The 24,843-nt window shown below is 54.6% G+C and carries 27 protein-coding genes and 2 tRNA genes; all 29 read left to right on the top strand.

Going from position 1 to position 24,843, the window contains the following annotated elements:
- The first annotated feature begins 6 nt into the window (after window positions 1–6).
- The 29 genes from AOP6_RS11295 (at window position 7) to tilS (ending at window position 24,794) form a co-directional block, all read left to right on the top strand.
- The gene (locus tag AOP6_RS11295) at window positions 7–654 is read left to right on the top strand and encodes an adenylate kinase (RefSeq protein ID WP_155876838.1); all 648 of its coding nucleotides are present in this window, start codon (window positions 7–9) and stop codon (window positions 652–654) included.
- 1 nt (window position 655) lies between these two features.
- Window positions 656–1,402 (top strand): type I methionyl aminopeptidase, encoded by a 747-nt coding sequence (map, locus tag AOP6_RS11290; RefSeq protein ID WP_155876836.1) that lies wholly within the window; start codon window positions 656–658, stop codon window positions 1,400–1,402.
- A gap of 83 nt (window positions 1,403–1,485) precedes the next feature.
- Complete coding sequence (gene rpmJ / locus AOP6_RS11285; protein ID WP_155876834.1) at window positions 1,486–1,599, top strand: 50S ribosomal protein L36; 114 nt, start codon at window positions 1,486–1,488, stop codon at window positions 1,597–1,599.
- A gap of 20 nt (window positions 1,600–1,619) precedes the next feature.
- Window positions 1,620–1,988 (top strand): 30S ribosomal protein S13, encoded by a 369-nt coding sequence (gene rpsM / locus AOP6_RS11280; RefSeq protein ID WP_155876833.1) that lies wholly within the window; start codon window positions 1,620–1,622, stop codon window positions 1,986–1,988.
- Between the two features lie 11 nt (window positions 1,989–1,999).
- Window positions 2,000–2,395 (top strand): 30S ribosomal protein S11, encoded by a 396-nt coding sequence (rpsK, locus tag AOP6_RS11275; protein WP_155876832.1) that lies wholly within the window; start codon window positions 2,000–2,002, stop codon window positions 2,393–2,395.
- A 27-nt stretch (window positions 2,396–2,422) separates the two neighbouring features.
- The gene (gene rpsD, locus AOP6_RS11270; RefSeq protein ID WP_155876831.1) at window positions 2,423–3,052 is read left to right on the top strand and encodes a 30S ribosomal protein S4; all 630 of its coding nucleotides are present in this window, start codon (window positions 2,423–2,425) and stop codon (window positions 3,050–3,052) included.
- Window positions 3,053–3,099: 47 nt separating this feature from the next.
- Window positions 3,100–4,116, top strand: coding sequence for a DNA-directed RNA polymerase subunit alpha (locus AOP6_RS11265; protein ID WP_155876830.1), 1,017 nt, complete (start codon window positions 3,100–3,102; stop codon window positions 4,114–4,116).
- A gap of 41 nt (window positions 4,117–4,157) precedes the next feature.
- Window positions 4,158–4,637, top strand: coding sequence for a 50S ribosomal protein L17 (gene rplQ / locus AOP6_RS11260; protein ID WP_155876829.1), 480 nt, complete (start codon window positions 4,158–4,160; stop codon window positions 4,635–4,637).
- Window positions 4,638–4,812: 175 nt separating this feature from the next.
- Window positions 4,813–6,291 (top strand): anthranilate synthase component I, encoded by a 1,479-nt coding sequence (gene trpE / locus AOP6_RS11255; protein ID WP_155876828.1) that lies wholly within the window; start codon window positions 4,813–4,815, stop codon window positions 6,289–6,291.
- A complete protein-coding gene (locus AOP6_RS11250) occupies window positions 6,291–6,857 on the top strand; it encodes an aminodeoxychorismate/anthranilate synthase component II (protein WP_155876827.1) in 567 nt (188 codons plus the stop codon). The genes trpE and AOP6_RS11250 overlap by 1 nt, the downstream gene beginning before the upstream one ends.
- 59 nt (window positions 6,858–6,916) lie before the next feature.
- On the top strand, window positions 6,917–7,966 hold the full coding sequence (gene trpD, locus AOP6_RS11245; protein ID WP_155876826.1) for an anthranilate phosphoribosyltransferase: 1,050 nt from the start codon (window positions 6,917–6,919) through the stop codon (window positions 7,964–7,966).
- A gap of 48 nt (window positions 7,967–8,014) precedes the next feature.
- Complete coding sequence (trpC, locus tag AOP6_RS11240) at window positions 8,015–8,815, top strand: indole-3-glycerol phosphate synthase TrpC (RefSeq protein ID WP_155876825.1); 801 nt, start codon at window positions 8,015–8,017, stop codon at window positions 8,813–8,815.
- Window positions 8,816–8,903: 88 nt separating this feature from the next.
- Window positions 8,904–10,256, top strand: a complete 1,353-nt coding sequence (locus AOP6_RS11235) for a TrpB-like pyridoxal phosphate-dependent enzyme (protein WP_155876824.1) — start codon at window positions 8,904–8,906, stop codon at window positions 10,254–10,256.
- 24 nt (window positions 10,257–10,280) lie between these two features.
- Window positions 10,281–10,898 (top strand): phosphoribosylanthranilate isomerase, encoded by a 618-nt coding sequence (locus AOP6_RS11230; RefSeq protein ID WP_155877712.1) that lies wholly within the window; start codon window positions 10,281–10,283, stop codon window positions 10,896–10,898.
- Window positions 10,899–10,901: 3 nt separating this feature from the next.
- Window positions 10,902–12,095 (top strand): tryptophan synthase subunit beta, encoded by a 1,194-nt coding sequence (gene trpB / locus AOP6_RS11225; protein WP_155876823.1) that lies wholly within the window; start codon window positions 10,902–10,904, stop codon window positions 12,093–12,095.
- Between the two features lie 15 nt (window positions 12,096–12,110).
- Window positions 12,111–13,394: a DEAD/DEAH box helicase gene (locus AOP6_RS11220; RefSeq protein ID WP_155876822.1), complete on the top strand. Its 1,284-nt coding sequence runs from the start codon at window positions 12,111–12,113 to the stop codon at window positions 13,392–13,394.
- A gap of 95 nt (window positions 13,395–13,489) precedes the next feature.
- On the top strand, window positions 13,490–14,170 hold the full coding sequence (locus AOP6_RS11215; protein WP_155876821.1) for a uracil-DNA glycosylase: 681 nt from the start codon (window positions 13,490–13,492) through the stop codon (window positions 14,168–14,170).
- A gap of 57 nt (window positions 14,171–14,227) precedes the next feature.
- Window positions 14,228–15,037: a tryptophan synthase subunit alpha gene (gene trpA / locus AOP6_RS11210; protein ID WP_155876820.1), complete on the top strand. Its 810-nt coding sequence runs from the start codon at window positions 14,228–14,230 to the stop codon at window positions 15,035–15,037.
- Between the two features lie 166 nt (window positions 15,038–15,203).
- Entirely contained in the window at window positions 15,204–16,052 is an 849-nt protein-coding gene (accD, locus tag AOP6_RS11205) for an acetyl-CoA carboxylase, carboxyltransferase subunit beta (RefSeq protein WP_155876819.1), read from the top strand.
- 3 nt (window positions 16,053–16,055) lie between these two features.
- A complete protein-coding gene (locus AOP6_RS11200) occupies window positions 16,056–17,327 on the top strand; it encodes a folylpolyglutamate synthase/dihydrofolate synthase family protein (RefSeq protein ID WP_155876818.1) in 1,272 nt (423 codons plus the stop codon).
- On the top strand, window positions 17,324–19,417 hold the full coding sequence (gene lptD, locus AOP6_RS11195; RefSeq protein ID WP_155876817.1) for an LPS assembly protein LptD: 2,094 nt from the start codon (window positions 17,324–17,326) through the stop codon (window positions 19,415–19,417). Before AOP6_RS11200 ends, lptD begins: the two co-directional genes overlap by 4 nt.
- 224 nt (window positions 19,418–19,641) lie before the next feature.
- Complete coding sequence (locus AOP6_RS11190) at window positions 19,642–19,941, top strand: helix-hairpin-helix domain-containing protein (protein ID WP_155876816.1); 300 nt, start codon at window positions 19,642–19,644, stop codon at window positions 19,939–19,941.
- A gap of 77 nt (window positions 19,942–20,018) precedes the next feature.
- A complete protein-coding gene (locus AOP6_RS11185; protein ID WP_155876815.1) occupies window positions 20,019–20,372 on the top strand; it encodes a septum formation initiator family protein in 354 nt (117 codons plus the stop codon).
- A gap of 147 nt (window positions 20,373–20,519) precedes the next feature.
- Window positions 20,520–20,699 carry a hypothetical protein gene (locus AOP6_RS11180; RefSeq protein WP_155876814.1) on the top strand — a complete coding sequence of 60 codons (180 nt, stop codon included), beginning with the start codon at window positions 20,520–20,522 and terminating at the stop codon, window positions 20,697–20,699.
- Window positions 20,700–20,705: 6 nt separating this feature from the next.
- Window positions 20,706–22,370 carry an arginine--tRNA ligase gene (argS, locus tag AOP6_RS11175; protein ID WP_155876813.1) on the top strand — a complete coding sequence of 555 codons (1,665 nt, stop codon included), beginning with the start codon at window positions 20,706–20,708 and terminating at the stop codon, window positions 22,368–22,370.
- A gap of 12 nt (window positions 22,371–22,382) precedes the next feature.
- Window positions 22,383–23,048 (top strand): SPOR domain-containing protein, encoded by a 666-nt coding sequence (locus AOP6_RS11170; RefSeq protein WP_155876812.1) that lies wholly within the window; start codon window positions 22,383–22,385, stop codon window positions 23,046–23,048.
- 107 nt (window positions 23,049–23,155) lie between these two features.
- A tRNA-Met gene (locus AOP6_RS11165) sits at window positions 23,156–23,232 on the top strand.
- A 46-nt stretch (window positions 23,233–23,278) separates the two neighbouring features.
- A tRNA-Met gene (locus AOP6_RS11160) sits at window positions 23,279–23,355 on the top strand.
- Window positions 23,356–23,411: 56 nt separating this feature from the next.
- Entirely contained in the window at window positions 23,412–24,794 is a 1,383-nt protein-coding gene (tilS, locus tag AOP6_RS11155) for a tRNA lysidine(34) synthetase TilS (protein ID WP_155876811.1), read from the top strand.
- The last annotated feature ends 49 nt before the right edge of the window (window positions 24,795–24,843 follow it).

Here is a 24,843-nt window from a genome sequence, read left to right as displayed (position 1 = left end):
TAAGTGATGAAGTTGATTCTTCTTGGACCTCCCGGCGCGGGAAAAGGTACCCAAGCTAAAATGCTTGCCGAGTATTACCAGATACCTCAGATTTCCACAGGGGATATTCTGCGGACGGCTGTTAAGGATGGCACTCCCATGGGAGTGAAGGCCAAGGGTCATATGGATGCTGGGAGCCTTGTCCCTGATGATGTTGTGGTGGGTATTGTGCGCGAACGATTGCAGCAGGCCGACTGCGCAAAAGGTTTCATTCTTGATGGCTTTCCACGCACCGTTCCTCAGGCCGATGCACTTCAGAATGCCTTGGCGGATTTGGGTAAAAACCTTGATGCAGTTATTTCGCTTGAGGTTGACCTCGAAGCCCTCGTTGAGCGTCTGACCGGTCGCCGTACCTGTCGTGATTGTGGAAAAGGGTTTCATGTCAGATTTGACCCACCCGCGGTTGCGGGTAAATGTGATGCTTGCGGGGGCGAATTAGTTCAGCGTGATGATGACAGGGAAGAAACTATTCGTAAGCGATTAGATGTCTATCGAGCTCAGACCGAACCCCTTGCTGCCTATTACGGTGACGCTGGTATCTTACACAGTGTTGATGGCATGCAGGATATTCAGGTTGTAAAAGCTAACATACTTGAAACACTCACAGCGAAGTGACGTGATTAGTATTAAGACTCAACAGGAGCTGGTTCTTATGCGGGGAGCTGGCAGGATTGTCGCAGAGATCCTAGCTATCCTCAAAGAATATACGGCTCCTGGGATTACAACGCTTGAGTTAGACGAGATCGCCGAGAGAGAGTGCAAGAAGCGGAATGTAAAAGCCGCCTTTAAGGGTTACGGTGGCTTTCCTTACACAATTTGCGCATCCCCTAACGAAAAGGTTGTCCACGGGTTTTCAAATGGGGACCCCCTGCAGGAAGGCGATATTCTTAGTATCGACTTCGGTGTATTTTATAAGGGGTTCTACGGAGATGCCGCCATCACTTTTCCTGTGGGGCAGATTGACGAAGAAGCACGCCGCCTTCTGGACGTAACTGAAAAGTCTTTGCGTGAAGGTATCTCGGCAGCCGTTGTGCATGGGAGGTTGACGGATATTTCGCACGCTGTTCAGGTCTGTGCAGAAGAGGAGGGCTTCAGCGTGGTGCGAGAATTCGTCGGTCATGGTATTGGTCGACAACTGCACGAAGACCCTCAGATCCCTAATTTCGGGCCTCCCGGACAGGGGGCTAAGTTAAAGGCAGGCATGACCTTTGCCATTGAGCCCATGATCAATGCTGGAGTTCCTGGTGTTAAGATTCTCGATGACGGCTGGACAGCAGTTACTGCTGATGGAAAGCTGTCCGCCCATTTTGAACATACCGTGGCCTTGACTGATAATGGCCCGGAAATTATAACTGCTTTGTAGGTCAAGGGGCAGCGTGGGGTTGAATTCAGCCAGCGTTGGTTCTGATGGTTTTTGATACTTCATTATTAGTAAAGGAACACACAATGAAAGTCCGAGCTTCGGTTAAGGCGATCTGTGATAAGTGCAAAGTAATTAAGCGAAAAGGCATTGTCCGGATCATCTGTGAGAATCCCAAGCATAAGCAGAAACAAGGTTAAGGTATTAGGAGGAAAAGACATTGGCACGTATTGCTGGTATCGACTTACCGAGAAATAAGAGAAGTGAGATTGCCCTCACCTATATTTATGGTATCGGCCGATCTTCCTCCCAGGAGATTCTTGGCAAAGCTGGGGTGGATGGAAATACTCGGACGGATGACCTGACTGAGGCAGAACTCGCCAAAATTCGTGAGGTCATTGATCGCGAATTCCGTGTGGAAGGGGATCTCCGCCGAGAGATTTCTATGAATATCAAGCGACTGATGGATCTTGGTTGCTACCGTGGTCTTCGGCATAGGCGCGGGCTTCCTGTCCGTGGACAGAAAACCAAGACCAATGCTCGTACCCGGAAAGGTCCTCGTAAGACTGTCGCCGGCAAGAAGAAATAACTGGAGGAAGCATGGCTAAGCCAGGAAAGAAAGTCGTCAGGAAAAAAGTAGAAAAAAAGAATATTGCCAATGGAGTTGCCCATATTCAGGCGACTTTTAACAATACCATTATCACCATTACCGACCCTGTCGGAAACGTTATCTCTTGGTCGACCTGTGGTGCTAAAAGTTTCAAAGGCTCTCGTAAAAGCACTCCTTTCGCGGCCCAGGTAGCTGCTGAAGATGCGGCAAAAAAAGCCATGGAACATGGTATGCGCAGCCTTATTGCCTATGTGAAGGGACCCGGATCTGGTCGTGAGTCTGCGCTGCGTGCTTTGCAGGCTGCCGGCCTTAACATCACCATGATTAAGGATGTCACCCCGATTCCCCACAATGGCTGCCGGCCGCCCAAACGCAGAAGAGTCTAAACGAAAGATAGATAAGGAGGACGAACGTTGGCTAGATATACAGGTCCTGTCTGCCGTCTGTGCAGGAGAGAAAATGCAAAACTGTTCCTTAAGGGGGACAGATGCCATACGGATAAATGCTCCCTAGAGCGCCGCAATTATGCTCCTGGTCAGCACGGTCAGGGGCGCACTAAGGTAACGGACTACGGTACCCAGTTGCGCGCCAAACAAAAGGTCAAACGCACCTACGGGCTAGTTGAAAAACAATTCCGCGCCACCTTTGACAAGGCGGATAGAATGAAGGGGGTTACAGGTGAAAATCTCCTCATGCTGCTCGAGAGGCGTCTTGATAGTATGGTCTACCGTATGGGGTTCGCCACATCACGAAACGAAGCACGCATGCTGGTCCGCCAGGGGCATTTTCTCGTTAATGGCCACAAGGTCAATATCCCCTCTTACCTTGTACGTGTTGGCGATGTGATCGAGCTTAAAGAGAAGAGCCGAAAAATTGTTCGTATTAATGAGGCGTTGGATGGTGTAATGCGCCGTGGTATCCCTTCCTGGGTGGAGTTGGAGCGGGATGCTTTCAAGGGGAGTGTCAAGACTTTGCCCATGCGTGAAGAGATGACAACCCCTGAATTCCAAGAACACCTCATTGTCGAACTGTACTCCAAGTAATATAATCTTGGCAGTCCGCTGATGTAACCTCATTACGGAGGATACGAATGTATAAAAACTGGAGAGATCTCATCAAGCCTAAGCGCCTCCAGATTGAGTCGGACAGTCTGACCGATACCTATGGGAAGTTTTATGCGGAACCTTTCGAGCGTGGTTTCGCAACCACTCTCGGGAATTCTTTGCGTCGCATTCTGCTCTCGTCTTTGCAGGGGGCGGCTATCACCTCGGTTCGTATCAAGGGGGTTCTGCATGAATTCTCGACTGTTCCTGGGGTGACGGAAGACGTAACCGATATTATTCTCAATCTCAAGGGAGTTCTTCTGAAGCTTCATGGGAGTGAGAGTCGGAATATCCGCATTGTAAAAAAAGGGGCTGGTATCATTACTGCTGGTGATATCATCACTGATTCTCAGGTCGAGGTGCTCAATCCAGAACATCACATTGCAACCTGTTCCAAAGAGGCTGACGTGGAGATGGATATGGTGGTCGCTCTGGGTAAGGGTTATGTTCCGGCCGAACGCAATCGTGACGAGCGGGCTCCCGTGGGAACTATTCCCATTGACTCAATTTTTTCACCGATCAAAAAGGTAAACTTTACGGTGGCCAACGCCAGGGTCGGGCAGATCACCGACTTCGACAAGCTTTCTCTGGAAGTTCTGACCGATGGATGTGTGAGGCCTGATGACGCCGTGGCCTATGCTGCTAAAATCTTGAAAGAGCAGTTGCAGATTTTCATAAACTTCGACGAAAATCTGGAGCCCGCTGCTCAGGAGGTCGCTGAAGAGGGACGGAAAATCAACGAAAATCTCTATCGCAGCGTCGATGAGCTTGAGTTGTCCGTTCGAAGCGCCAACTGCCTTAAGAATGCCAATATTCATCTTATTGGTGACCTGGTACAGCGCAGTGAGGCGGAAATGCTTAAAACCCAAAATTTCGGCAGAAAATCTCTGAATGAAATCAAGGATATTTTAGCCGAAATGGACTTGACCCTGGGCATGAAACTCGACAATTTCCCGGATCCTGAATACCTCAAAATGATCCAAAAGGGGAGCGAAGAAGAATAGTTTCTCCTTCCGCGGAATAAAGAAGAAAGGACCCGAAAACAATGCGTCACAATAAATCCGGAAGACGGCTCGGCCGCAATTCCAGCCACCGTTCGGCCATGATGCGCAATATGGTAACGTCTCTCATCATGCATGAGAAGATCACCACAACGGATGCCAGGGCCAAAGAACTTCGCAAGATCGCCGAAAAAATGATTACCCTCGGAAAACGCGGTGATCTGCACGCTCGTCGACAGGCTTTGGCTGTTATACGTGAACGCAAGGCTGTTGCCAAGCTGTTCGATATGGTGGCACCTCGCTACAAGGATCGGCCTGGTGGATACACCCGTATCTTTAAGGTGGGAAGCCGTCTTGGTGATAACGCACCTATGGCTATTGTTGAACTGGTTGAGGAAGAGTTTACCCCTCGCCCCCGTAAAGCCGCCGCAACCACCGCTGTGTCTGCTGTAAAGGCAGAGGCCGTGGCTTCGGAAGACTCTGACGCCTCCGAGCAAGGAGAACCTGAAGAAGAAAAGGCCTAGGGCCTTGTACTATTGCTGGGAATGAACACAGGGCAAGGAGTCGACTCCTTGCCCTTTTTCGTGGTGCGCCGGGCATGGCCCGATTGGATGCGGGGCGAATTGTCGTACGGTACGTGTCTTGACGGTGGTTCTGGTTTCGTGCTAATTTGTCCCACCTTTTTCCCTTGGAGTCCTGATGTATTATCCTTCTTTGGAACAGTTTCGTTCCCTGACCCAAGAAGGCAATCTTATCCCTGTCTGTCGCGATATTCTCGCCGATATGGAAACGCCTGTTTCCGCCTTTCGAAAAATTGATGACGGTCAGACCTCTTTTCTTTTGGAAAGTATCGAAGGGGGTGAGAAATGGGCCAGATATTCATTTTTGGGGAGCGGTCCTGCCAAGGTCTTTCGTTCCAGTGGCAATTATTTCGAGATTCTTGATGGGAATTCAATTCTTCGATCTGGCGAAACTTCGGATCCTGTCAGCGAACTTCGCCAATTCTTGGCTCCCTATCGTCCCGTAGACTTTCCCGAATTACCGCGTTTCTTTGGTGGCGCCGTCGGCTATCTCGGGTACGACATGATTCGTTTTATCGAGCGTATTCCTGATACCAATCCAAAATGTATTGGCGCACCTGACTCTTGCTTCATGTTGACCGAACAGTTGCTCATTTTTGATAACATGCGTCAGAAGATCAAGGTGGTCTGCAACGTCCATGTGCAGCCAGGTGAGGACGCCGAAGTTGCCTATCGCCGCGGTCTTGCCGGGGTCGACGCCCTTGTTGACAAGCTCCGTGTATCCTCCCCACCCAGAATGGAAAAGACTCCGGTACAGGGAAGTGACTTGGGCGCTGATTTTGGCCCTGGTGTTTTTCGCAAGGCGGTAGAGCGCTGTAAGGAGTACATCAGGGCCGGTGATATTTTCCAGGTTGTGCTCTCCCAGCGGTTTTCCGGTGATCTTGTCTGTGATCCTTTTGACATTTATCGTGCACTTCGCACGATAAACCCTTCGCCTTATATGTTTTTTCTGCGGTTCGGGCCTACCATGGTGATTGGCGCCTCACCGGAGGTGCTGGTTCGTAAAGAAGAGGATCGTATTGAAGTGCGTCCTATTGCCGGAACCAGGCCCCGAGGGACAACGCCAGAAGAAGACAGGCAGCTTGAGCGGGAGTTGCTCGATGATCCCAAAGAAAGGGCTGAGCATATCATGCTTGTCGATCTTGGCCGTAATGATGTAGGTCGCGTTTCCCGTGCAGGCACCGTTGAAGTCAGCGAATTGATGGTGGTGGAACGTTACTCCCACGTCATGCACATCGTTTCCAATGTGCGCGGTCAGTTGGAAGAAGGAAGGGATGCTTTCGATGTCTTTCGTGCGGCCTTTCCAGCTGGCACCCTTTCTGGGGCGCCTAAAATCCGGGCTATGGAGATTATCGATGAACTTGAGCCTTGCCGGCGTGAGATATACGGTGGCGCCGTCGGGTACTTTTCCTTCTCTGGCAATATGGACATGGCTATTGCCATTCGCACCTTGGTTGTGCATGAAGGCAAGGTTTACCTGCAGGCTGGCGCCGGTATTGTAGCTGACTCCGATCCAGAGGCCGAATACCAGGAGACAATCAATAAAGCCATGGGTGTCCGCAAGGCGATTGACATGGCCTGTGGAGGGCTGGACTGATGTTGCTGATGCTGGACAACTACGATTCTTTTACTTACAACCTCGTCCAGTATCTGCAGGAATTGGGGGTCGAGGTAGTTGTTCGACGCAATGACCAGATTACGGTTCAGGAAATAGCGGCGCTCAAACCTCGTCGTATCGTTATTTCCCCTGGCCCCTGCTCCCCGACCGAAGCAGGAATTTCAATTGAATTGATTAAAACTTTGTCGGACTCTATCCCTATGCTGGGAGTGTGTCTGGGGCACCAGGCCATTGGCCATGCCTTCGGCGGCAAAGTGATCAGGGCTGCTGAACTCATGCACGGAAAGACCAGCCTGATCCGTCATGATAACACAGGCGTTTTTTTCGGGCTTTCCAATCCTTTTGTCGCCACCCGCTATCATTCACTTATCGTCGAGCGTGAAAGTTTGCCCGAATGTTTGCGCGTGACCGCCTGGGTGGACGACGGAACGATTATGGGGTTGGAACATCGTCAGCGGCCCCTGTGGGGGGTGCAGTTTCATCCTGAGTCCATCCTGACGGCAGAGGGCAAGATGTTGCTTGCCAACTTCCTGAAAATGACCTGACAAGAGGCTGAGTACACTGGGACCGGGGAAATTCCTCTGTCCTGGTTGAAGGAGTTGTCATGATAAAAGTGGCTATTGCCAAAGTAGTCGAACGCCAGGATCTCTCCATGGGGGAGATGGTGGATGTGATGGATCAGATTATGTCGGGGGGAGCTACCCCTGCGCAGATCGGGGCTTTTATCACCGCCTTGCGTATGAAGGGGGAGACGGTCGACGAAATTACCGGCGCGGCAAAAGTCATGCGGGAGCGGGCAACACCTATCCGGGTTGGCCGCAACGTTCTGGATATCGATCGGGATGACATCAATATTGATCAGGAAACCATCCTGGACGTAGTCGGCACAGGCGGCGACTGCACCAATACCTTCAATATCTCAACCACCGTTTCCTTTGTTGTCTCCGCTTGCGGTGTTAAGGTAGCGAAGCATGGAAACCGTTCCGTTTCATCGGCCTGCGGCAGTGCAGACGTCCTGGAGGCTCTCGGTGTCAACCTCGATGTTACACCCGAGGTCGTTGAGCGTTGTATTGATGAAATCGGCGTCGGCTTTCTTTTTGCGCCGGCGCTCCATGGTGCCATGAAGCACGCTATCGGCCCGCGCAAAGAAATCGGCATCCGCACTATTTTTAACATTCTTGGGCCACTGACTAATCCGGCTAAAGCCGATTGTCAGGTCATGGGCGTTTACCGCGAAGATATGGTCGAGACCTTGGGCTGGGTGTTACATAAACTTGGTTGCCATCGGGGATTTGTTGTGCATGGTCTCGATGGTATGGATGAAATCACCCTGACCGATGCTACGGTTGTCGCTACGGTCGATGCCAGTGGTGTCAAGGTCGGGCGCATCACCCCGGAAGAATTTGGCATGAAACGTTGTGCGATGGAAGATCTCCGCGGTGGGAATGCACAGGGCAATGCCAAAATAGTACGAGCCGTTCTCTCCGGAGAGAAAGGTCCCAAGCGGGACGTCGTTCTTCTAAATGCTGCCTACGCCCTGTGTGCCGCCGGCAAGGTGAAGAAACCCCTCGACGGCTTGTCCATGGCGACAGCAGCCATAGACTCTGGACAAGCCTTGCAGAAGTTGGATAAATTGATCAAAATGGCCCATTAGCTGTAAAAAGGCTCATGTTCTGCATTGTTCCGTCTATCGGAAGGACTCATGACTTCTACTCCGGATATTCTGAAAAAAATTGTTGACCGTAAACGCGAAGAGGTAGTTGCTGCTAAGAACCAATTCCCCTTGGGTCGTTTGCTTGACCGACTCTCTCTCGTCGAGGATAAACCCCGCGGCTTCGAGCAGGCTCTCGCAGTCATGGCAGAGTCGGGAGGTACGGCGATTGTCGCTGAAATCAAAAAGGCTTCCCCTTCCAAAGGCACGATCCGCCCTGATTTTGACCCTGTGGAAATCGCCGAAATTTATCAGAATCATGGAGCGACCTGTCTTTCTATCCTTACCGAATCAACATTCTTCCAAGGGCACCTCCATTATCTCGGTCTTGTCCGGGAGCAGGTCAGCCTGCCCCTTCTCCGCAAGGATTTTATTTTCGATCCCTACCAGATATACGAGGCGCGGGCGTTCGGAGCCGATGCCATCCTCCTGATAGCAGCCATGCTCGATTTGCCTCAGTTGCAGAGCCTCACAGGCCTGGCCGTTGAGTTGCAGATGGACGTATTGCTGGAAGTCCACGATGAGGCCGAGTTGGAAAAGGCTCTTCAAACCGATTGCAGGCTGATAGGCATCAACAACCGTTCGCTGCATACTTTTGTCACCGACCTGGCAACGACGGAGCGACTGAGACCTCTCGTGCCGTCAGACCGGCTGGTGGTATCTGAGAGCGGCATCAACAGCCGCGCTGACGTCGAACGGCTTCTGCGGGCCGGGGCGGGGGCTTTTTTGGTGGGGGAATCGCTCATGAGAGAACGCAACATGGGCCGCAAACTTGAGGAACTTTTGGGGTAACCGTCGGGATTCCGGCGCATCCGTTTTTGTTGAGACGTAACAGGGAGGCATATTACTGTGCCTGTCTCTGGGAATTTAAGGAGATACTATGCAGACCAAGATCCTTCTTCCTGAAGATCGCATTCCGAAGCAATGGTACAATATTATTCCTGACATGCCGGGACCACTGGCACCGGTGATTCATCCGGGCACCATGCAGCCCGTGGCGCCAGATGATCTGCTGCCGATCTTTCCCATGGCCTTGATTGAACAGGAGGTTTCAAGTCAGCGCTGGATTGACATTCCGGAAGCGGTTCGGGAAATCTACCAAATTTGGCGTCCGGCGCCGATGTTTCGCGCCCACCGTCTGGAGAAGGCGCTCGGCACGCCGGCCCGAATTTACTACAAGTATGAAGGCGGCTCCCCTGCCGGGTCCCACAAGCCGAATAGCGCCGTGCCTCAGGCTTACTACAACAAAATGGCGGGAACGCGCCGCATTGCCACGGAAACGGGAGCCGGGCAGTGGGGCTCTTCCATCGCGCTGGCCTGCCAGATGTTCGGTCTCGAATGCACTGTTTACATGGTCAAGGTTTCTTATGCCCAGAAGCCTTACCGCAAGAGCATGATGCAACTCTGGGGAGCGGAAGTGATACCTTCCCCTTCGGACCGCACGAAAGCCGGGCGCGAAATTCTGGCGAAGGACCCCGACAGTAACGGTTCCCTCGGCATGGCCATCAGTGAAGCGGTAGAGGACGCCGTCACCCATGAGGATACCCGCTATGCTCTGGGCAGCGTCCTCAATCATGTGTGCCTGCACCAGACCATCATCGGCATTGAGGCCAAAGAGCAGCTGGCCATGGTCGGCGACTATCCTGATGTCGTCATCGGTTGCCATGGTGGTGGCTCCAACTTTGCCGGCATTGCTTTCCCTTTTGTCGCCGATAAGGCCAACGGCAAGAATGTGCGGGTGGTTGCGCTGGAACCGGCGAGTTGTCCAACTCTCACAAGCGGTGTCTATGCCTTTGACTATGGGGATACGGCCAAGATGGCTCCGGTCGCCAAGATGTACACCCTTGGGCATGATTTCATGCCGCCGGGCATTCACGCCGGTGGCTTGCGCTACCATGGGGCCTCGCCGCTGGTATCGCAGTTGGTGCATGCCGGAATCGTTGAAGCCAGGGCCGTGCATCAGCTGGCCTGTTTTGAAGCGGCGGTCCTTTTCTCCCGCACCGAAGGGATCATTCCTGCCCCCGAGTCAAGTCACGCTATCCGTGGGGCTGTCGACGAAGCGTTGCTTGCGAAGGAAGAAGGTAAAGAGAGGACCATACTCTTTAATCTGTCAGGCCATGGCCATGTCGATATGGCTGCCTACGATGCCTACTTTTCAGGGGAGCTCAAGGATTACGACTACCCCGAAGAAAGCATCAAGGCGTCTTTGGCCAACTTGCCCAAGGTCGACTGAGTGCAGAATGTGCCACCGGAAAGGATAGCCCGGGTTAAGATCTGTGGTATAACAAGCGGAGAAGATGCGCAGGTGGCTGTACGCTGTGGCGCCGATGCCCTAGGGTTTGTTTTTTACCCGGGCAGCCCCCGTTGTGTTCGTCCCCAAGATGTGAAGCGGATCGTGGCAGGGCTGCCACCGTTTGTTACCACGGTGGGACTCTTTGTGAATGAAGAGCCCGGTCGTGTAGCGAAAATACTTGATATGTGTGGACTGGATGTCGCGCAGCTTCATGGTGACGAAGCTCCAGCGACCTGTGCTCTGCCCCCATACCGAGTGATCAAAGCTTTCAGGGTGCAGGATCAAAGCAGTTTGTCCATCCTCCCAGCCTATGATGTTTCGGCTTTTCTGCTCGACTCCTACGTGGCGGGCAGCTATGGCGGTACTGGGCAGCGCTTCAATTGGGATATCGCGGCTGAGGCGGCCTCGCGCTATCCTGTGATTCTGGCGGGAGGCCTGACACCGGAAAATGTGGCAGCCGCTGTCGAGCGCGTGCGCCCCTACGCCGTCGATGTCTCCAGTGGTGTCGAATGCTCACCGGGGCGCAAGGACCCGGACAAGGTGGCTGCCTTCGTGCGTAGTGCCAAGAAAAGGACGGATTGACCCATGTATCATTTCCCCGATGAGCGAGGCCACTTTGGACAATTCGGTGGCCGTTATGTCGCAGAGACCCTGATGCCTGCTCTACTTGAGTTGGAAGAGGCCTATCGGCAAGCTTTGGCCGACCCCTCCTTTCAGCAAGAGTTCGAGTACCATCTGCAGCACTATGTCGGTCGTCCCAACCCCCTCTATTTTGCCAGTCGCCTGACAGAACATCTCGGTGGCGCCAAAATCTATCTCAAACGGGAAGACCTCAACCACACGGGCGCCCACAAGGTGAACAATACGGTGGGGCAGGCGCTGCTGGCGCGGCGTATGGGCAAAAAGAAGGTCATAGCTGAAACGGGAGCCGGGCAGCACGGTGTGGCGACGGCCACGGTGGCGGCCCTGTTCGGACTGGAGTGCGAAGTCTTCATGGGGACCGAGGATATCCGCCGTCAGGCCCTGAATGTCTTTCGCATGAAGCTGCTCGGCGCCAAGGTGCATGGGGTGACGAGTGGCACCGCAACCCTTAAGGACGCCATGAATGACGCCCTTCGCCACTGGGTGACCCATGTTGAAGACACCTTCTACATCATCGGGACAGTAGCCGGGCCTCATCCCTACCCCCAGATCGTGCGGGATTTCCAGGCGGTCATCGGTCGGGAGACTCGGGAGCAGATTCTGGCCGCCGAAGGACGCCTGCCCGATATCGCCGTCGCCTGCATCGGGGGCGGCTCCAACGCTATGGGGATGTTCTATCCTTTCATTGAGGATACTGACGTGCGCCTGGTCGGTGTGGAAGCCGCCGGATTAGGCGTCGATACAGACAAGCATGCCGCCAGCATCTCCGCGGGCAGTGTCGGGGTACTCCATGGCAATAAAACCTTTTTATTGCAGGATGACCATGGGCAGATTCAGCACGCGCACTCTATTTCTGCCGGGCTGGACTATCCCGGGGTTGGCCCGGAACATGCTCATCTGCATACCCTGAAACGGGCTGAATACGTCTCCATTACGGACCGTGAGGCTCTTGAGTCTTTCCGGCTCCTGACCGAACTGGAAGGAATCATTCCCGCTCTTGAAAGCTCCCACGCCATCGCCCAGGTGGTTAAAATGGCGCCGAGCCTTCCCAGGGAGACCCTCATCGTCGTCTGCCTTTCGGGACGTGGCGACAAGGATATCCACACGGTAGCCGAAGCGATGGGGATCGAACTTTAGACCATAAGGAAAAACATGAAATTTACTGAGCTCAACCTGCCGGAACCTGTATTGAAAGGCATTCAGGATGTCGGTTTTACCGAACTTACCGCCGTCCAGGAAGAATCTATCCCCCTGGCTCTGGCTGGCAGCGATGTCGCCGGGCAGGCGCAGACCGGCACCGGCAAGACGGCCGCCTTTCTGATTTCTCTCTTTACCCGATTGCTGCAGAGTGAAAAGCGAACCAGCAACAACCCTCGCGCACTTATTGTGGCTCCCACCCGTGAACTGGTAGTGCAGATCTGGGAGGATGCCAAAGGCCTGGGCGCTCATTGTCCTTTTGTCCTGCAACCTATTTTCGGCGGTGTGGATTACGACAAGCAGCGGCAGGCGCTCAAGGATGGCGTTGATATTGTTATCGCCACCCCGGGTCGCCTTATCGACTATGCCAAACAGCGAGTCTTCTCCTTGCACCAGGTTGAAGCTCTGGTTATCGACGAGGCCGATCGCATGTTCGACATGGGCTTTATCAAGGATCTGCGTTATATTTTGCGGCAGTTGCCTCCTTTTGAAAAAAGGCAGACTTTCCTTTTCTCTGCCACGCTTTCCCCGCGAGTTATGGAATTGGCGTATGAATTCATGAACTTGGCAGAGAAAGTGCGCATCGAACCGGAACAGGTCACCGCCGAGCGGGTCGAGCAAATTGTCTACCACGTGGCCCAGCGTGAGAAGTTTCCCCTCCTGCTGGGCCTGCTTAAAAAAGAACCCGGGGCCGATCGGGTTGTTGTTTTTGTCAACACCAAGCGAGAAGCGGAGTTCCTGGCTGCCCGCCTCAAGGTCAACGATTTCAAGGCTGCCGTGATTTCCGGCGATATCCCTCAGAACAAGCGCATGCGGATTCTCACCGATTTCAAGGAGGATCGCCTCAACTTCCTGGTGGCAACGGACGTGGCTTCACGCGGTCTGCATATCGACGGCGTCACCCACGTCATCAACTATGACCTGCCCCAGGACGCGGAAGATTATGTGCACCGCATCGGCCGCACGGCGCGGGCGGGGGCTATTGGCAAGGCGATCAGTTTCGCTGATGAGGAACTGGTTTATCATTTAGCCGAAATCGAGGAATATATCGGGAACAAAATTCCCAGCGATTTCCCCGTCGAGGAGGATTTCGTCTGGACCTACAAAAAAGCGGCACCACGGAAGAAGGCCCCGGTACCTGAGAGAGCGGCAAGGTCAGGTAAGGGAGAACGGCCGCGGCATACCCCTCGCCGGCGCAAAAAAAGTCCCGGAGCCAAGAACTCTTCTCCCAAAGAATGATGCCGGTCCCGATTAACTGACGCGCCCGAAACAGACGGGCTTTATGCCCGCCTTCCTGGCGGGGATGGTCAAGTAAGAAATGGGGAAGGGGATGTATGTTAGGTGGTGATATCCCAGGATTGCTGGACTGTCGGCGCTGCACGCGTCTTGTCCGCTGTATGGAAGAGTTGCCGCCCAAAAAGGGATACGAGCGGTCCGATTACTGGAATAGGCCGGTGCCCGGCTTTGGTGATCCGCTGGCGCGCGTTTTTCTGGTAGGTCTGGCACCGGGGGCGCACGGCGCCAATCGCACCGGACGTCCTTTTACGGGGGATGGCGCCGGCGACTTCATGTATCCTTTGTTGCATGAGGCCGGTTTCGCCAGCCAGGGCGAGGCTTTTCGTCGCGGCGACGGTATGGCACTGCATGACCTCTATATCAGCAATGCCGTCAAGTGCCTGCCTCCCCAGAACAAACCGAACACCGACGAATTTGCCTACTGTCGCTCTTATCTGGCCGAAGAGTTGGCCTCCCTGCCTCGCCTCAAAGTTGTTCTCCTTTTGGGGCAAGGTGCTTTTTCGAGTTTTCTCAAGCACCTGGCGGAAGAGGGAATTGTTGACCGCGTCTCCCGTTACCCTTTTGGCCATGGCGCTGTTTACCAGCCCGAGGGATCACCTGTGCTGGTCGCCAGTTACCACACCAGTCGTTACAATGTACTGACGGGCCGAATAACCGGCGACATGTTTCTCCGCTTGCTGGGTCAGGTTCGCGAGCTGGCTGAGGGAGAAAACGGTTGAAATGGAATCGGCGTTCGATTAAACTGGCGAAATTTAGTCTGGCTTAAAAGGATGACAATGGGGCGGATTGAGACGACCTTCGCGCGACTGAAAGAAAAAGGGGAGAGGGCACTGGTTCCCTTCTTGACGGCAGGAGATCCCGATCTTGCTCGAACGGAAGAGTTGATTCATGCTCTGGTGGCCGCCGGCGCCGATATTGTCGAACTCGGCGTACCCTTCTCCGATCCCATGGCCGACGGTCCGACTATCCAGGCCTCTTCAGAGCGGGCTTTGGCGGCCGGGACAACGCTGGCTGGGATTCTGGAGGTGGTGCGGCGCGTGCGGCAGCACACCAATATCCCCATTGTGTTGATGGGCTATTACAATCAGGTGTTCCGCTACGGTCCCGAACGGTTTTGTGCCGATGCGGCCAAGGCCGGGGTCGATGGATTGCTCCTGGTCGATCTGCCTCCCGAAGAGACTGAGGAGATCGGCGAAGCTCTCCAGACCTCCGGCATTCGCCTCATTACCCTGCTGGCGCCGACAACACCATCCGATCGGGCCATGAGACTGGCTGCCGCGGCAGAAGGATACCTGTATTACGTATCCATGACCGGGGTGACGGGAAGCAGGACTATCGACGCAGCAGCTATTGCCGAGGATGTTGGCGAGTTGCGGGCGAAGAGCCCCGTTCCCGTCGCAGTAGGCTTTGGCATCGCTACGCCTGATGACGCCAGGGCTGTTGCAGGCTTCGCGGATGCCGTCGTTGTTGGCAGCGCTCTGGTTCGCGTTATAGAGGCCTACGGCCAGTCGCCTGAGCTGGCGGCGAGAGTGCGGGAATTTGTCCTGGCGCTTAAAGAGGGAGTTCGTTCCGGATATACGGCTTAATACACGATGATGCTGGTTTAGTGAAGGGCGCAACGCAACAGCGCTCCGCCGTTTTGCGGGCTGCGCCTCGGTTCAGGCCTCAGCTCGGTAATGGAGCCTGCACGGCATGGCGCACTATTCGCGGGGAAGGGCATTTAGCCGGTCCCTGGAGAAATGAGGAAACGAGATGTCCTGGTTTAAAAAATCAAAAGCGCCCATTGCGCCGGTTGAGACGAAAAAAGTCAAGATGCCCGAAGGGGTCTGGAGCAAATGTAAAAACTGCAATGAGATCATCTACACCAAAGAGATCGAACGTAATCTCAACGTCTGTCCGAAGTGCGACTATCACTTTCGCATCAGTGCCCGCGAGAGGATCGCACTGACCCTCGACGAGGGCTCTTTTGTCGAAATGGATGCCACCATGGAGTCCGTCGACTTCCTCGACTTCAAGGACTCAAAAAAATATAAGGACCGTATTAAGGCCGCCGTCAAAAAAAGTGGCGGCGGTGACGCGGTCGTCTGCGGCGAGGGGGCCATCGAAGGGCTTGCCGTGGTGGTGGCTGTTTTCGACTTTGGTTTCATGGGTGGCAGCATGGGCTCCGTAGTCGGTGAAAAGATCACCCGGGCGATTGAAAAGGGACTGGAGAACAGGGCTCCGGTTATCGTTTTTTCCTCTTCCGGCGGTGCTCGCATGCAGGAGAGTATTCTCTCCCTGATGCAAATGGCCAAAACCAGTGCCGCGCTGGCTAAACTCAAGGCGGCCGGAATCCCCTTCGTCTCGGTCCTGACAGATCCCACCACCGGCGGCGTGACGGCCAGTTTCGCCATGCTGGGAGACATCAATATGGCCGAACCACGCGCCCTCATCGGTTTTGCCGGCCCTCGTGTCATCGAACAGACGATCCGGCAGAAACTTCCCGAAGGCTTTCAGCGCTCCGAATACCTGCTGGAGCATGGTATGGTCGACATGATCGTCCGCCGTCAGGAAATGAAGGCTAGGCTCGCCCAGATTCTGCGCATTTTTACCAAGAGCTGACCGGTGCACTACGGCGAGAGCCTCGATTACCTGTACGGTCTCCAGCGGTTTGGCATCAAGCTTGGCCTCGAGAATATAAAAAACCTGCTGGATGCCTTGCAGCATCCTGAAAAGGGTTACTCTGTCATCCATGTCGCCGGCACCAACGGTAAAGGCTCCGTCTCCGCCGCTCTGGCGGAGATTCTTCAACAGGCCGGTTACAAGACAGGTCTCTACACCTCTCCACACCTTCATTGCTTCACAGAACGCATCCAGGTGAACCGCCGTCCTATCCCGGAAGTTGATGTCGTCGAACTGACTAAGGAAATCCGGGCTTTATCCCCCGGCGTTCCAGCGACCTTCTTTGAATTCACCACCGCCCTGGCTCTCGTCTATTTCGCCCGGCAAAAGGTCGATTTCGCAGTTTTGGAGACGGGAATGGGCGGCCGTTTGGATGCGACCAACGCCATAACGCCGCAGTTGACCCTCATCACACCTATCAGTCTTGATCATGTCGAACACCTCGGTGGGGACCTCGCGACCATCGCCGGGGAGAAGGCCGGTATTCTTAAAAAGGATGTGCCTGTTGTCATCGGTGCACAGGAAGACTGTGCGCTGGAGGTGCTTCTTGCTCAATCGTCCCGGTTGAATTGTCGCCCCTGGGTTGCCGGAGTCGACTATACGGTTATTCCACGCGGTAGCCGATTCACCTTTGCCGCCCAGGGGATCTGTCTGGAGAATGTGAAGACCTCCCTGCCAGGGCGACATCAGATGCACAATATGGGGCAGGCCTTGGCCGGCGCTCTGGCCCTGCGAGAGCAAGGGGCGACTCTGACTGAAGAAATGCTCCGTCGTGGGGTCGAGAGCGTGCGCTGGCCTGGGCGTTTGGAGTGGTGGGGTGATGGAGATTTTCTCCTGCTTGATGGCGCCCACAATGCCGCTGGCGCCCAGGTGCTTGCCGATTACTTAATATCCCTGCGCCCTGCTGGGGTCCGGTGGGTGTTCGGAATGAAATCCGGCCGAAAGCCGGCCGATCTTCTTCTGCCCTTGCTTCCTCTGGTGACGGAAGTATATTGCGCGCCCCCGCCGGTTGAAGAAGCCGTTGCGGTACAAGACCTTTGTGAGGCCACGGCTGGGCAGGGTGTCCCTTGCTCCGCCTATACTTCGCCAGAGGATGCCCTGGCTGCTGCCCTGGCGCAGAGGATTCCTGGAGAAATTGTACTGGTCGCCGGTTCGCTCTATCTGGTGGCGGCCGCTCGTGACTACCTGCAGCAGCAGGATGAAAAAGACCTATGATGCCATTCTATTGCCGCTTTGCTCTGATATTCTGTGCTGTCCTGCTCGCTCCTTTTTTGCCAGGAGGCAAGGCGGTTGTCGCCGACAATCTGCCGCCTGAGGCAGTCCGCCTGCAGGCAGACGAGATGAGCTACGACAGAAACAGCGCTGCCTATAAGGCCTCCGGCGATGTACTGCTGCGCCGCGGAAATCTGACCCTGCAGAGCGAGTCACTCTTGTGGGATTCCCTCAGTGGCAACGTCCTGGCTGAGGGGGGTGTGCATCTGGAAGAGCCGGAGGGGACCCTCGACGGAGAGCGGTTACGGATGAACATCGAATCGGGCGTTGGCGCGGTGGAAAATGCGAGGATCTTTCTGCGCAAGGACAATTTTCATCTGGCCGGTGAGTCGATTGAAAAGACCGGGGAGCAGTCCTACCGTATCCGACAGGGAACTTTTACTACCTGCGATGGCGAGACACCCTCCTGGAAGTTCGGAGCCAGTGACCTAAAGGTGACTCTGGGTGGCTTTGCCCGTGGCAAACATGTCGTCTTCTACCTCCATGACCTTCCGGTTCTCTATCTCCCCTATGTCGTCTACCCTGTCCAGACCGAACGATCCTCTGGTTTTTTGATGCCCAGTGTTGGTTATTCCGACAAGAGGGGGACCCAGGTCAATCTGGCCTATTATCAGGTCATCGCCCGCAATCAGGATGCCACCTTCTATCTGGATTATCTTTCTCGCATGGGGTTGGGTAAGGGGCTGGAATATCGCTATATCTTCGGGCGGGAAAATGAAGGAGAAATGCGTGGCTACCATATCAGCAGCTATGATGAATCGGATGACCGTTACGCGGTGGAGTGGACCCACTATGGTTTCCTGCCTGGTCGGTTTCGCCTGGCCGCCGATGTCGAATACGTAAGCAGCCGGGATTATTTCGAGGACTTCGGCGACATTGCCGGTGAGTACAATAAGGACCAAACCAAGTCGACTGTCTATGTCAGTCGGAGCTGGGGGAAAACGAATGGCACGGCACAGCTGCAGTACATCCAGGTTATTGACCGGGATGACGACAGTGTCCTGCAGCGTCTTCCCGAGGTCAGGGTCGATGTTATCCGCCAGCGCATGGCCGCATCTCCCTTCTACCTTCAACTCGATACGTCGTCCAATTATTTCTGGCGCAAGGAAGGTCTCAAGGGGGAACGCCTTGATCTTCGACCTGTACTGGCCGCGGCCTTTCGGCCTTGGGGAATCTTTGATTTTTCGCCGGAATTGGCCTACCGGCAGAGGTTCTACTGGACTTCCGACGGTGAGGAAGAAGAGGGTCTGCCGGAAATTACCGCCCGACTCTCCACTCGCTTGAGCCGGGTCTATTCCTCCGATTGGGGCTCCTGGCAAAAAATTCGACACAGCGTCGAGCCTGAAATCCTCTATCGTTACATACCGGAAGAAGATCAAAGCCACTTGCCCTATTTCGATGTCGCCGACCGCATTTGGGAAAAGAACCACCTTGTCTTCGGACTGACCAACCGGTGGACTGCCCGGATAGAAAAAACGACTGATACAGCCGATTATCTCGAGTTTCTCTACCTGCGCCTGTCTCAGGCCTATGACATCGAGGAGGCCCGCCGCGATCTCTTGCCGGAGGAGACGTCCCGTCATCCATTCTCCCCTCTTCGCGCCGAACTCATCCTGCGTCCGTCCCGGTTTGCCGCTCTTGATCTCGACGCGTCCTACGATTTTGATTCAGACCAACGGGACCTGGTGCGTTTCAATGCCAGGGGATCCATAAAGGACAGCAAGGAAAATGCTCTGGCCATCGAATATCGGCAGGCCGAGGAGGGCGACGGCAGTGGCGAATACAGGTATCTGGGGGGCACCCTCGACACAGGCATGTTGGCCCCCATTTATGTCCGCTACGAGCACCGGCGGGACCTGCTTGAAAAGCAGACTCTGGAAAATCTGGTCGATGTAGAATATCGCTCTCAATGCTGGAGCCTCTTTCTTACCTATCGAGACCGTCTGGACGACTCGGAGATTATGCTCTCTTTTTCCCTGTCCGGCCTTGGCCGTTTCGGCGGTTTCAGCCGCGGCCTGGAATCGAGGAACTGATCCTTCCACTTTTACCGCTTAGCTTGACACGGAACCGGCCTGGCCGGTTTTTTTTGTTATTAAGTTAAATCAATTGACTTTTCTTAATGATATGTTAATTAGGATAGGCCGATTAAAGCAGTCGGCCACACGGCTGAGCTGGAGCCCGCACATCTGTGGGCAGAAAGGAGGGGAGAGGTCCAGTCTTTCGTGTGAAATCCATATTTCATCAAGGAGAAAATTAAATGAGGAACGTCTTTGTTGTTTGTGTTATGGTGCTGTCACTCTTTTTAGTCGTTTCACCGGGGTACAGCAAGCCTCTTCAAGGGGGGGACGCGGCCGCTGTGGTCGCTGTGGTTAACATCAATCAGGCCACCGTTACAGAGCTGCAGCGCTTGCCCGATATTGGTCAGGTGACGGCAGAACGGATCGTAGCCTATCGGACAGAAAAAGGGCCGTTCCGTTCTTCCTCTGACCTGGTCAAGGTTAAAGGAATTGGTCAGAAGAAACTGGAAAAACTGAAGGACTATATCGTCGTCGAGTAGTAGCTGGTTTTCCGCCGGTGCCCGTCGCTGCCTGGCGGCAGGCACCGGCGTTTTTTAGTGCACAATCAGGCCAGGATATGTCACTTTTCGATTCGCAAACAAAAAAGTCGCCCCCTTCCCCTGTTCCATTGTGGTCTGTCCTTTTTCTGCTGTTCCTTTTCGGTGTGGCTGTTTTTGGCGACAATGGTGTGCTGCGCGCGATTCAGGGCAAGGCGCAGAGCGATGTTCTTGCCGACGATATACGCCGACTCGAAGAGGAAAATGCCGCCCTCCGGCAGGAGATAGAGGCCTTGCGCTCCGACCGCAAATACCTTGAAGGCATCGCGCGCAAGGACTTGGGGATGGTTAAGGACGACGAACTTGTCTACCAATTTCCCGCAGAAGAAAAAAAACGCCTCGCGCCCACTTCCCCTCCTGTATCTTCCCCCTGACCATCCTTATGCCGTTATCCTGGCCTTGCCGATTGCTCATGATCCTCGTCAAGGCATATGTGCTTTCGTGGCGTGGGATTTCTTGACAGGAATCCATGCCTGGCGCTAACATGACGCTCTTTCTGGTAAGAGAGGAGATGTTGGCGTATGTCCAGGGATGTACAGAAAATATGTCCCCTTTGTGCCTGGCGGGAAAGCTGTGCCAAGCGATTTGCCATGGGTGGAGATGTTACTCTGCATTGCCCCGATTTCACCAAGGATGTGCAACTGCAAAAAGAATCCGTAACTAATGAGGCTGACTCAGCCAAAAAACAGGAAAGAGAATAGCTGGTCATGAAAGAACGGTTAGCGAAACACATCAAGGATGCCCTGGCCGATTGTTACGCCAAGGGGACTCTGAGCTCGGGTCTCTATCCCGAATTTTCCATGGAAGTTCCCGCCCATACAGAACATGGTGATTATGCTACCAATGCGGCCATGCTCCTGGCCAGGGCAGAGAAAAAGGCTCCACGGCAGATCGCCGAGATCCTGCTCGCGGCCCTGGGTGACGGTGGCGAATTGTGGCACAAGGTGACGGTGGCCGGGCCTGGTTTCATCAACTTCTTTTTGACCAATCGATGCTGGTACGGCGTGCTTGATGATATCTATCGCCATGGCCGTCGCTACGGGGAGAGCCAGGCCGGGGCCGGTAAAAAAGTGCAGGTGGAGTTTGTCAGTGCCAATCCGACCGGTCCTCTGCATATTGGTCATGGCCGAGGAGCGGCTACGGGTGATGCGGTCGCCTCTCTGCTTCGGGCTGCCGGTTATGATGTACAGCGTGAATACTATATAAACGACGCCGGCAACCAGATGAATACTCTAGGGCGCTCGCTCTATCTGCGCTATCGTCAGTTGCTGGGCGAAGAGGTGGATTTCCCGCAGGACTGCTATCAGGGCGACTACATCCGCCATCTGGCCGAGGAGGTGCTTGCCGCCGAGGGTGAACGCTATGCCCAGGATCCCGAGGATGAGGCCATCCGCACCTTTGCTGAGTATGGCGGCCAAAAGATTCTGGCTGGTATCGATGAGGACCTGCAGGCTTTTGGTGTGCATTTCGATAACTGGTACAGCGAGCAGGGTTTGTACGACCGTGGGCAGGTGGAGCAGGGGGTCTCACTGCTGCAGGAAAAAGGTTACGCCTACGAAAAGGACGAAGCCATCTGGTTTCGCACCACCGACTTCGGTGACGACAAAGACCGCGTCATGGTTCGTTCCAATGGCGTTACCACCTACTTTGCTTCCGATGTGGCTTATCACAAGGAGAAGTTTGAGCGGGGATTCGACCAGGTCATTGATGTCTGGGGGGCTGATCACCATGGCTACATTCCTCGGATGAAGGCCGTTGTGCAAGCCTTGGGGCGGAACCCGGACGATCTCCAGGTTCTGCTTGTTCAGTTGGTTAATCTGCTGCGCGGTGGCCAGCAGGTCGCCATGAGTACCCGATCCGGTGAATTCGTGACGCTGCGCGAGGTTGTCGATGAGGTTGGCAAGGATGCCTGCCGTTATTTCTTTTTGATGAGACGCTCGGACAGTCAGCTTGAATTCGACCTGGAGTTGGCCAAGCAGCAGAGCACCGAGAATCCTGTCTACTATGTGCAATACGCCCATGCTCGTGTTTGCAGCATTAATCGCAATGCTGAAGCACAGAAAATTCAGGTGCCTGCCATCGGCGAAGTCGACTTCGATCGACTGTCCCTGGACGAAGAGTTGGCGCTGGCCAAGTTGCTTGCCCGCTATCCCGAGATCGTTTTGGGGGCGGCCCGGCACTATGAACCTCACCGTATCACCTTTTATCTGCAGGAGCTTGCCTCGCAGTTTCACAGTTACTATAATCGGCAGCGCATTCTGAGCGAGGATGCGGAGACCAGTAGAGCACGTCTTTATCTGGTCAACAGCGTGCGCATTGTTTTTGCCAATGCCCTGAATCTGATCGGTGTTTCGGCGCCGGAGCAGATGTGACCAGGAGAAGTGATGCGTCAGATCCCTTCACGATCCCAACGGCGGATTGAAAAAAAACAGGCTGTTATCCTGCTTGTGCTCATGCTTGCCGTTTCGTTGGTCAGTTTCGTTCTCGGGTTCATGGTGGGTCGTGCCACGGCGCCCACCGATTCTCTCGAAGTGCTGGAAGCGCCCCTGCGTATGCCTGTGGATAAGAAGGGTGAAGTCGGCGATGAAGGCGATGAGGGAGGAGGTAAGCCAGTTGACGTGGCCGACAGTCTGACCTTCTATGATACGCTGCCGATGGCCGGTCAAACACCGCTGGGCAGTGGGATCAACCGTCCCCCCAGCGTCAAAACCAGTTCTCCTTCACAGGAGTCCCCTGTCACGGTCCGGACGCCGGAGAAAGTCACCGCCGCACCCCAGAAAACACTGCCGGTAGCGGCGCCCAGAACGCATCCGGCCGGGACGCATGTGGTGCAGGTTGCCTCTTTCCGCTCTGTGGAAGAGGCGGACCGCCTCAAGGATCGTCTGGAGACCAATGGATACGCCGTTTTTCTGGAAAGAGGCGACCTTGGCAGCAAGGGGATCTGGCATCGCGTACTGGTTGGACCCTTCGCTGGCGATGCGGATGCACAGCAGGTCGTTGAGCGTCTGAAAAAGGAGGAAGGTCTGTCAGCGCTGGTGCGAAGACGTTGAAAACATCGACTTTCTCGTCTGCTGCGCCTGCCTGGAAAAGAGGGAAAAAGCCTGAAAAAAATATCTTGACTTTGCCCTCCGTTCTGGCTAAATTGCCATCTCCCTGGCGCGGGGTGGAGCAGTCTGGTAGCTCGTCGGGCTCATAACCCGAAGGTCGAAGGTTCAAATCCTTCCCCCGCAACCAAAAATAGATCTCCCGGAAGCTGGGAGTGAATATAGATGAAAAGTTTGGCGGTGTAGCTCAGTTGGTTAGAGCATGCGGCTCATATCCGCAGTGTCCGGAGTTCGAATCTCTGCACCGCCACCATCCCCCGACCCTCCCTGACTCTTCGGGGAGGGTTTTCTTTTTTCCACCGAGGTATCATGCTTGCACAGGTTGAAAGAACGCTGCGGGACTCCTGTCGCGTCACGCCAGGTAGCAGGCTCCTCGTGGCTGTCTCGGGTGGAGGCGATTCCGTCGCTCTGCTGGCCTTGCTCCATGAGCTTGCCGAGACATATCCCCTGACGCTCATAGCGGCCCATTTCGACCACCAGATGCGGCCCACCAGCGCAGCGGATGCAGAATTTGTAGCGAATGTCTGTGGGCAATTGGGTATTCCCCTGACGATTGGCTCTGAAAATGTCTCCGCCCTGGCTTCCCGCCGTGGGGCAGGTCTGGAGGAGGCGGCGCGGTTCGCCCGACGGGACTTTCTTGAAAAAACGGCCACCAATACGGATTGCGATGCGGTGGCTCTTGGTCACCATCAAGGCGATCAGGCCGAAACCTTTCTTCATCGGCTGATTCGTGGCAGCGGTCTGTCCGGGTTGGCCTCCATGCGCTTCCGTTCTGGTCTTTATGTTAGGCCCTTGCTCGATCTGGCGCCAATCCAGCTGAAAGCATATCTTCAGGAACGAGGCTTGTCCTTTGTTGACGATGAAAGCAATGCCGATCGGCGCTTCACTCGCAATCGCATTCGCCATGACCTCGTGCCGCTACTGCAGACCTTTAACCCTCAGATTGTTCCTCACCTTAACGCTCTGGCCTCTCGTTTCGGCTGTGAAGAGGATTACTGGCAACTGGAAACTCTCAGGGCTTTTTCGGCCTGTGCAAGGGACGAGGATGGCGACGTGTGTTTTGAGCGGGAAGCACTTCTCGCTCTGCATGTTGCTTTGAGGATGCGCGTACTGCGTCACGGCTTGATTCGGGTGCGTGGACGGGTTCACGGCATCGTTTCGGCGCACCTGGAGGCGGTCGAAGCCCAACTCCTATCTCCCGTGCCCCAATCGGACCTCGATGTTGGCGAAGCCTGGTCCTGTCGACGCTATAACCGGCTGTTCCTGCGAAAGAAACCTTTTCCGGCAGCTGATTCCTTTGAGATTGAAATCGACGGGCCGGGCACCTTTTCCCTGCCGGGTGGCTATGAGCTTAAGGTTTCTCTAGCGTGCGAATCTGGGGTGAAAGGGCTCCTTGCTGTTGAATTCGATGCACAAAAAGTAGCTTTTCCCCTTCGGGCCCGTTCCTTCCGAAAGGGGGATCGGTTCCAGCCATCGGGCATGGCTGGACATAAAAAAGTGAAGGATTTTTTTGTCGACGAAAAGATTCCCCGAGAAGCGCGTCAACGTATCCCCCTGGTGGAGTCAGATGGCAAAATTCTCTGGATTGCAGGGTGGCGTCGTTGTGCCGGCTTCGCTCCCCACGAAGCCGGCGGGACGGTCCTGCGGTTGGAAATTGTAGAGGCCAATCCGTCGACCGGAAACGGTAGATAAACAATGACAAGCGGCTTGTGAAATCGCAGGGTTTGTGGTACTTTTTCTC

It is taken from the genome of Desulfuromonas sp. AOP6, assembly GCF_009731355.2.
Taxonomy (GTDB): domain Bacteria; phylum Desulfobacterota; class Desulfuromonadia; order Desulfuromonadales; family SZUA-540; genus SZUA-540.
This window is presented reverse-complemented; position numbering and strand designations above follow the sequence as displayed.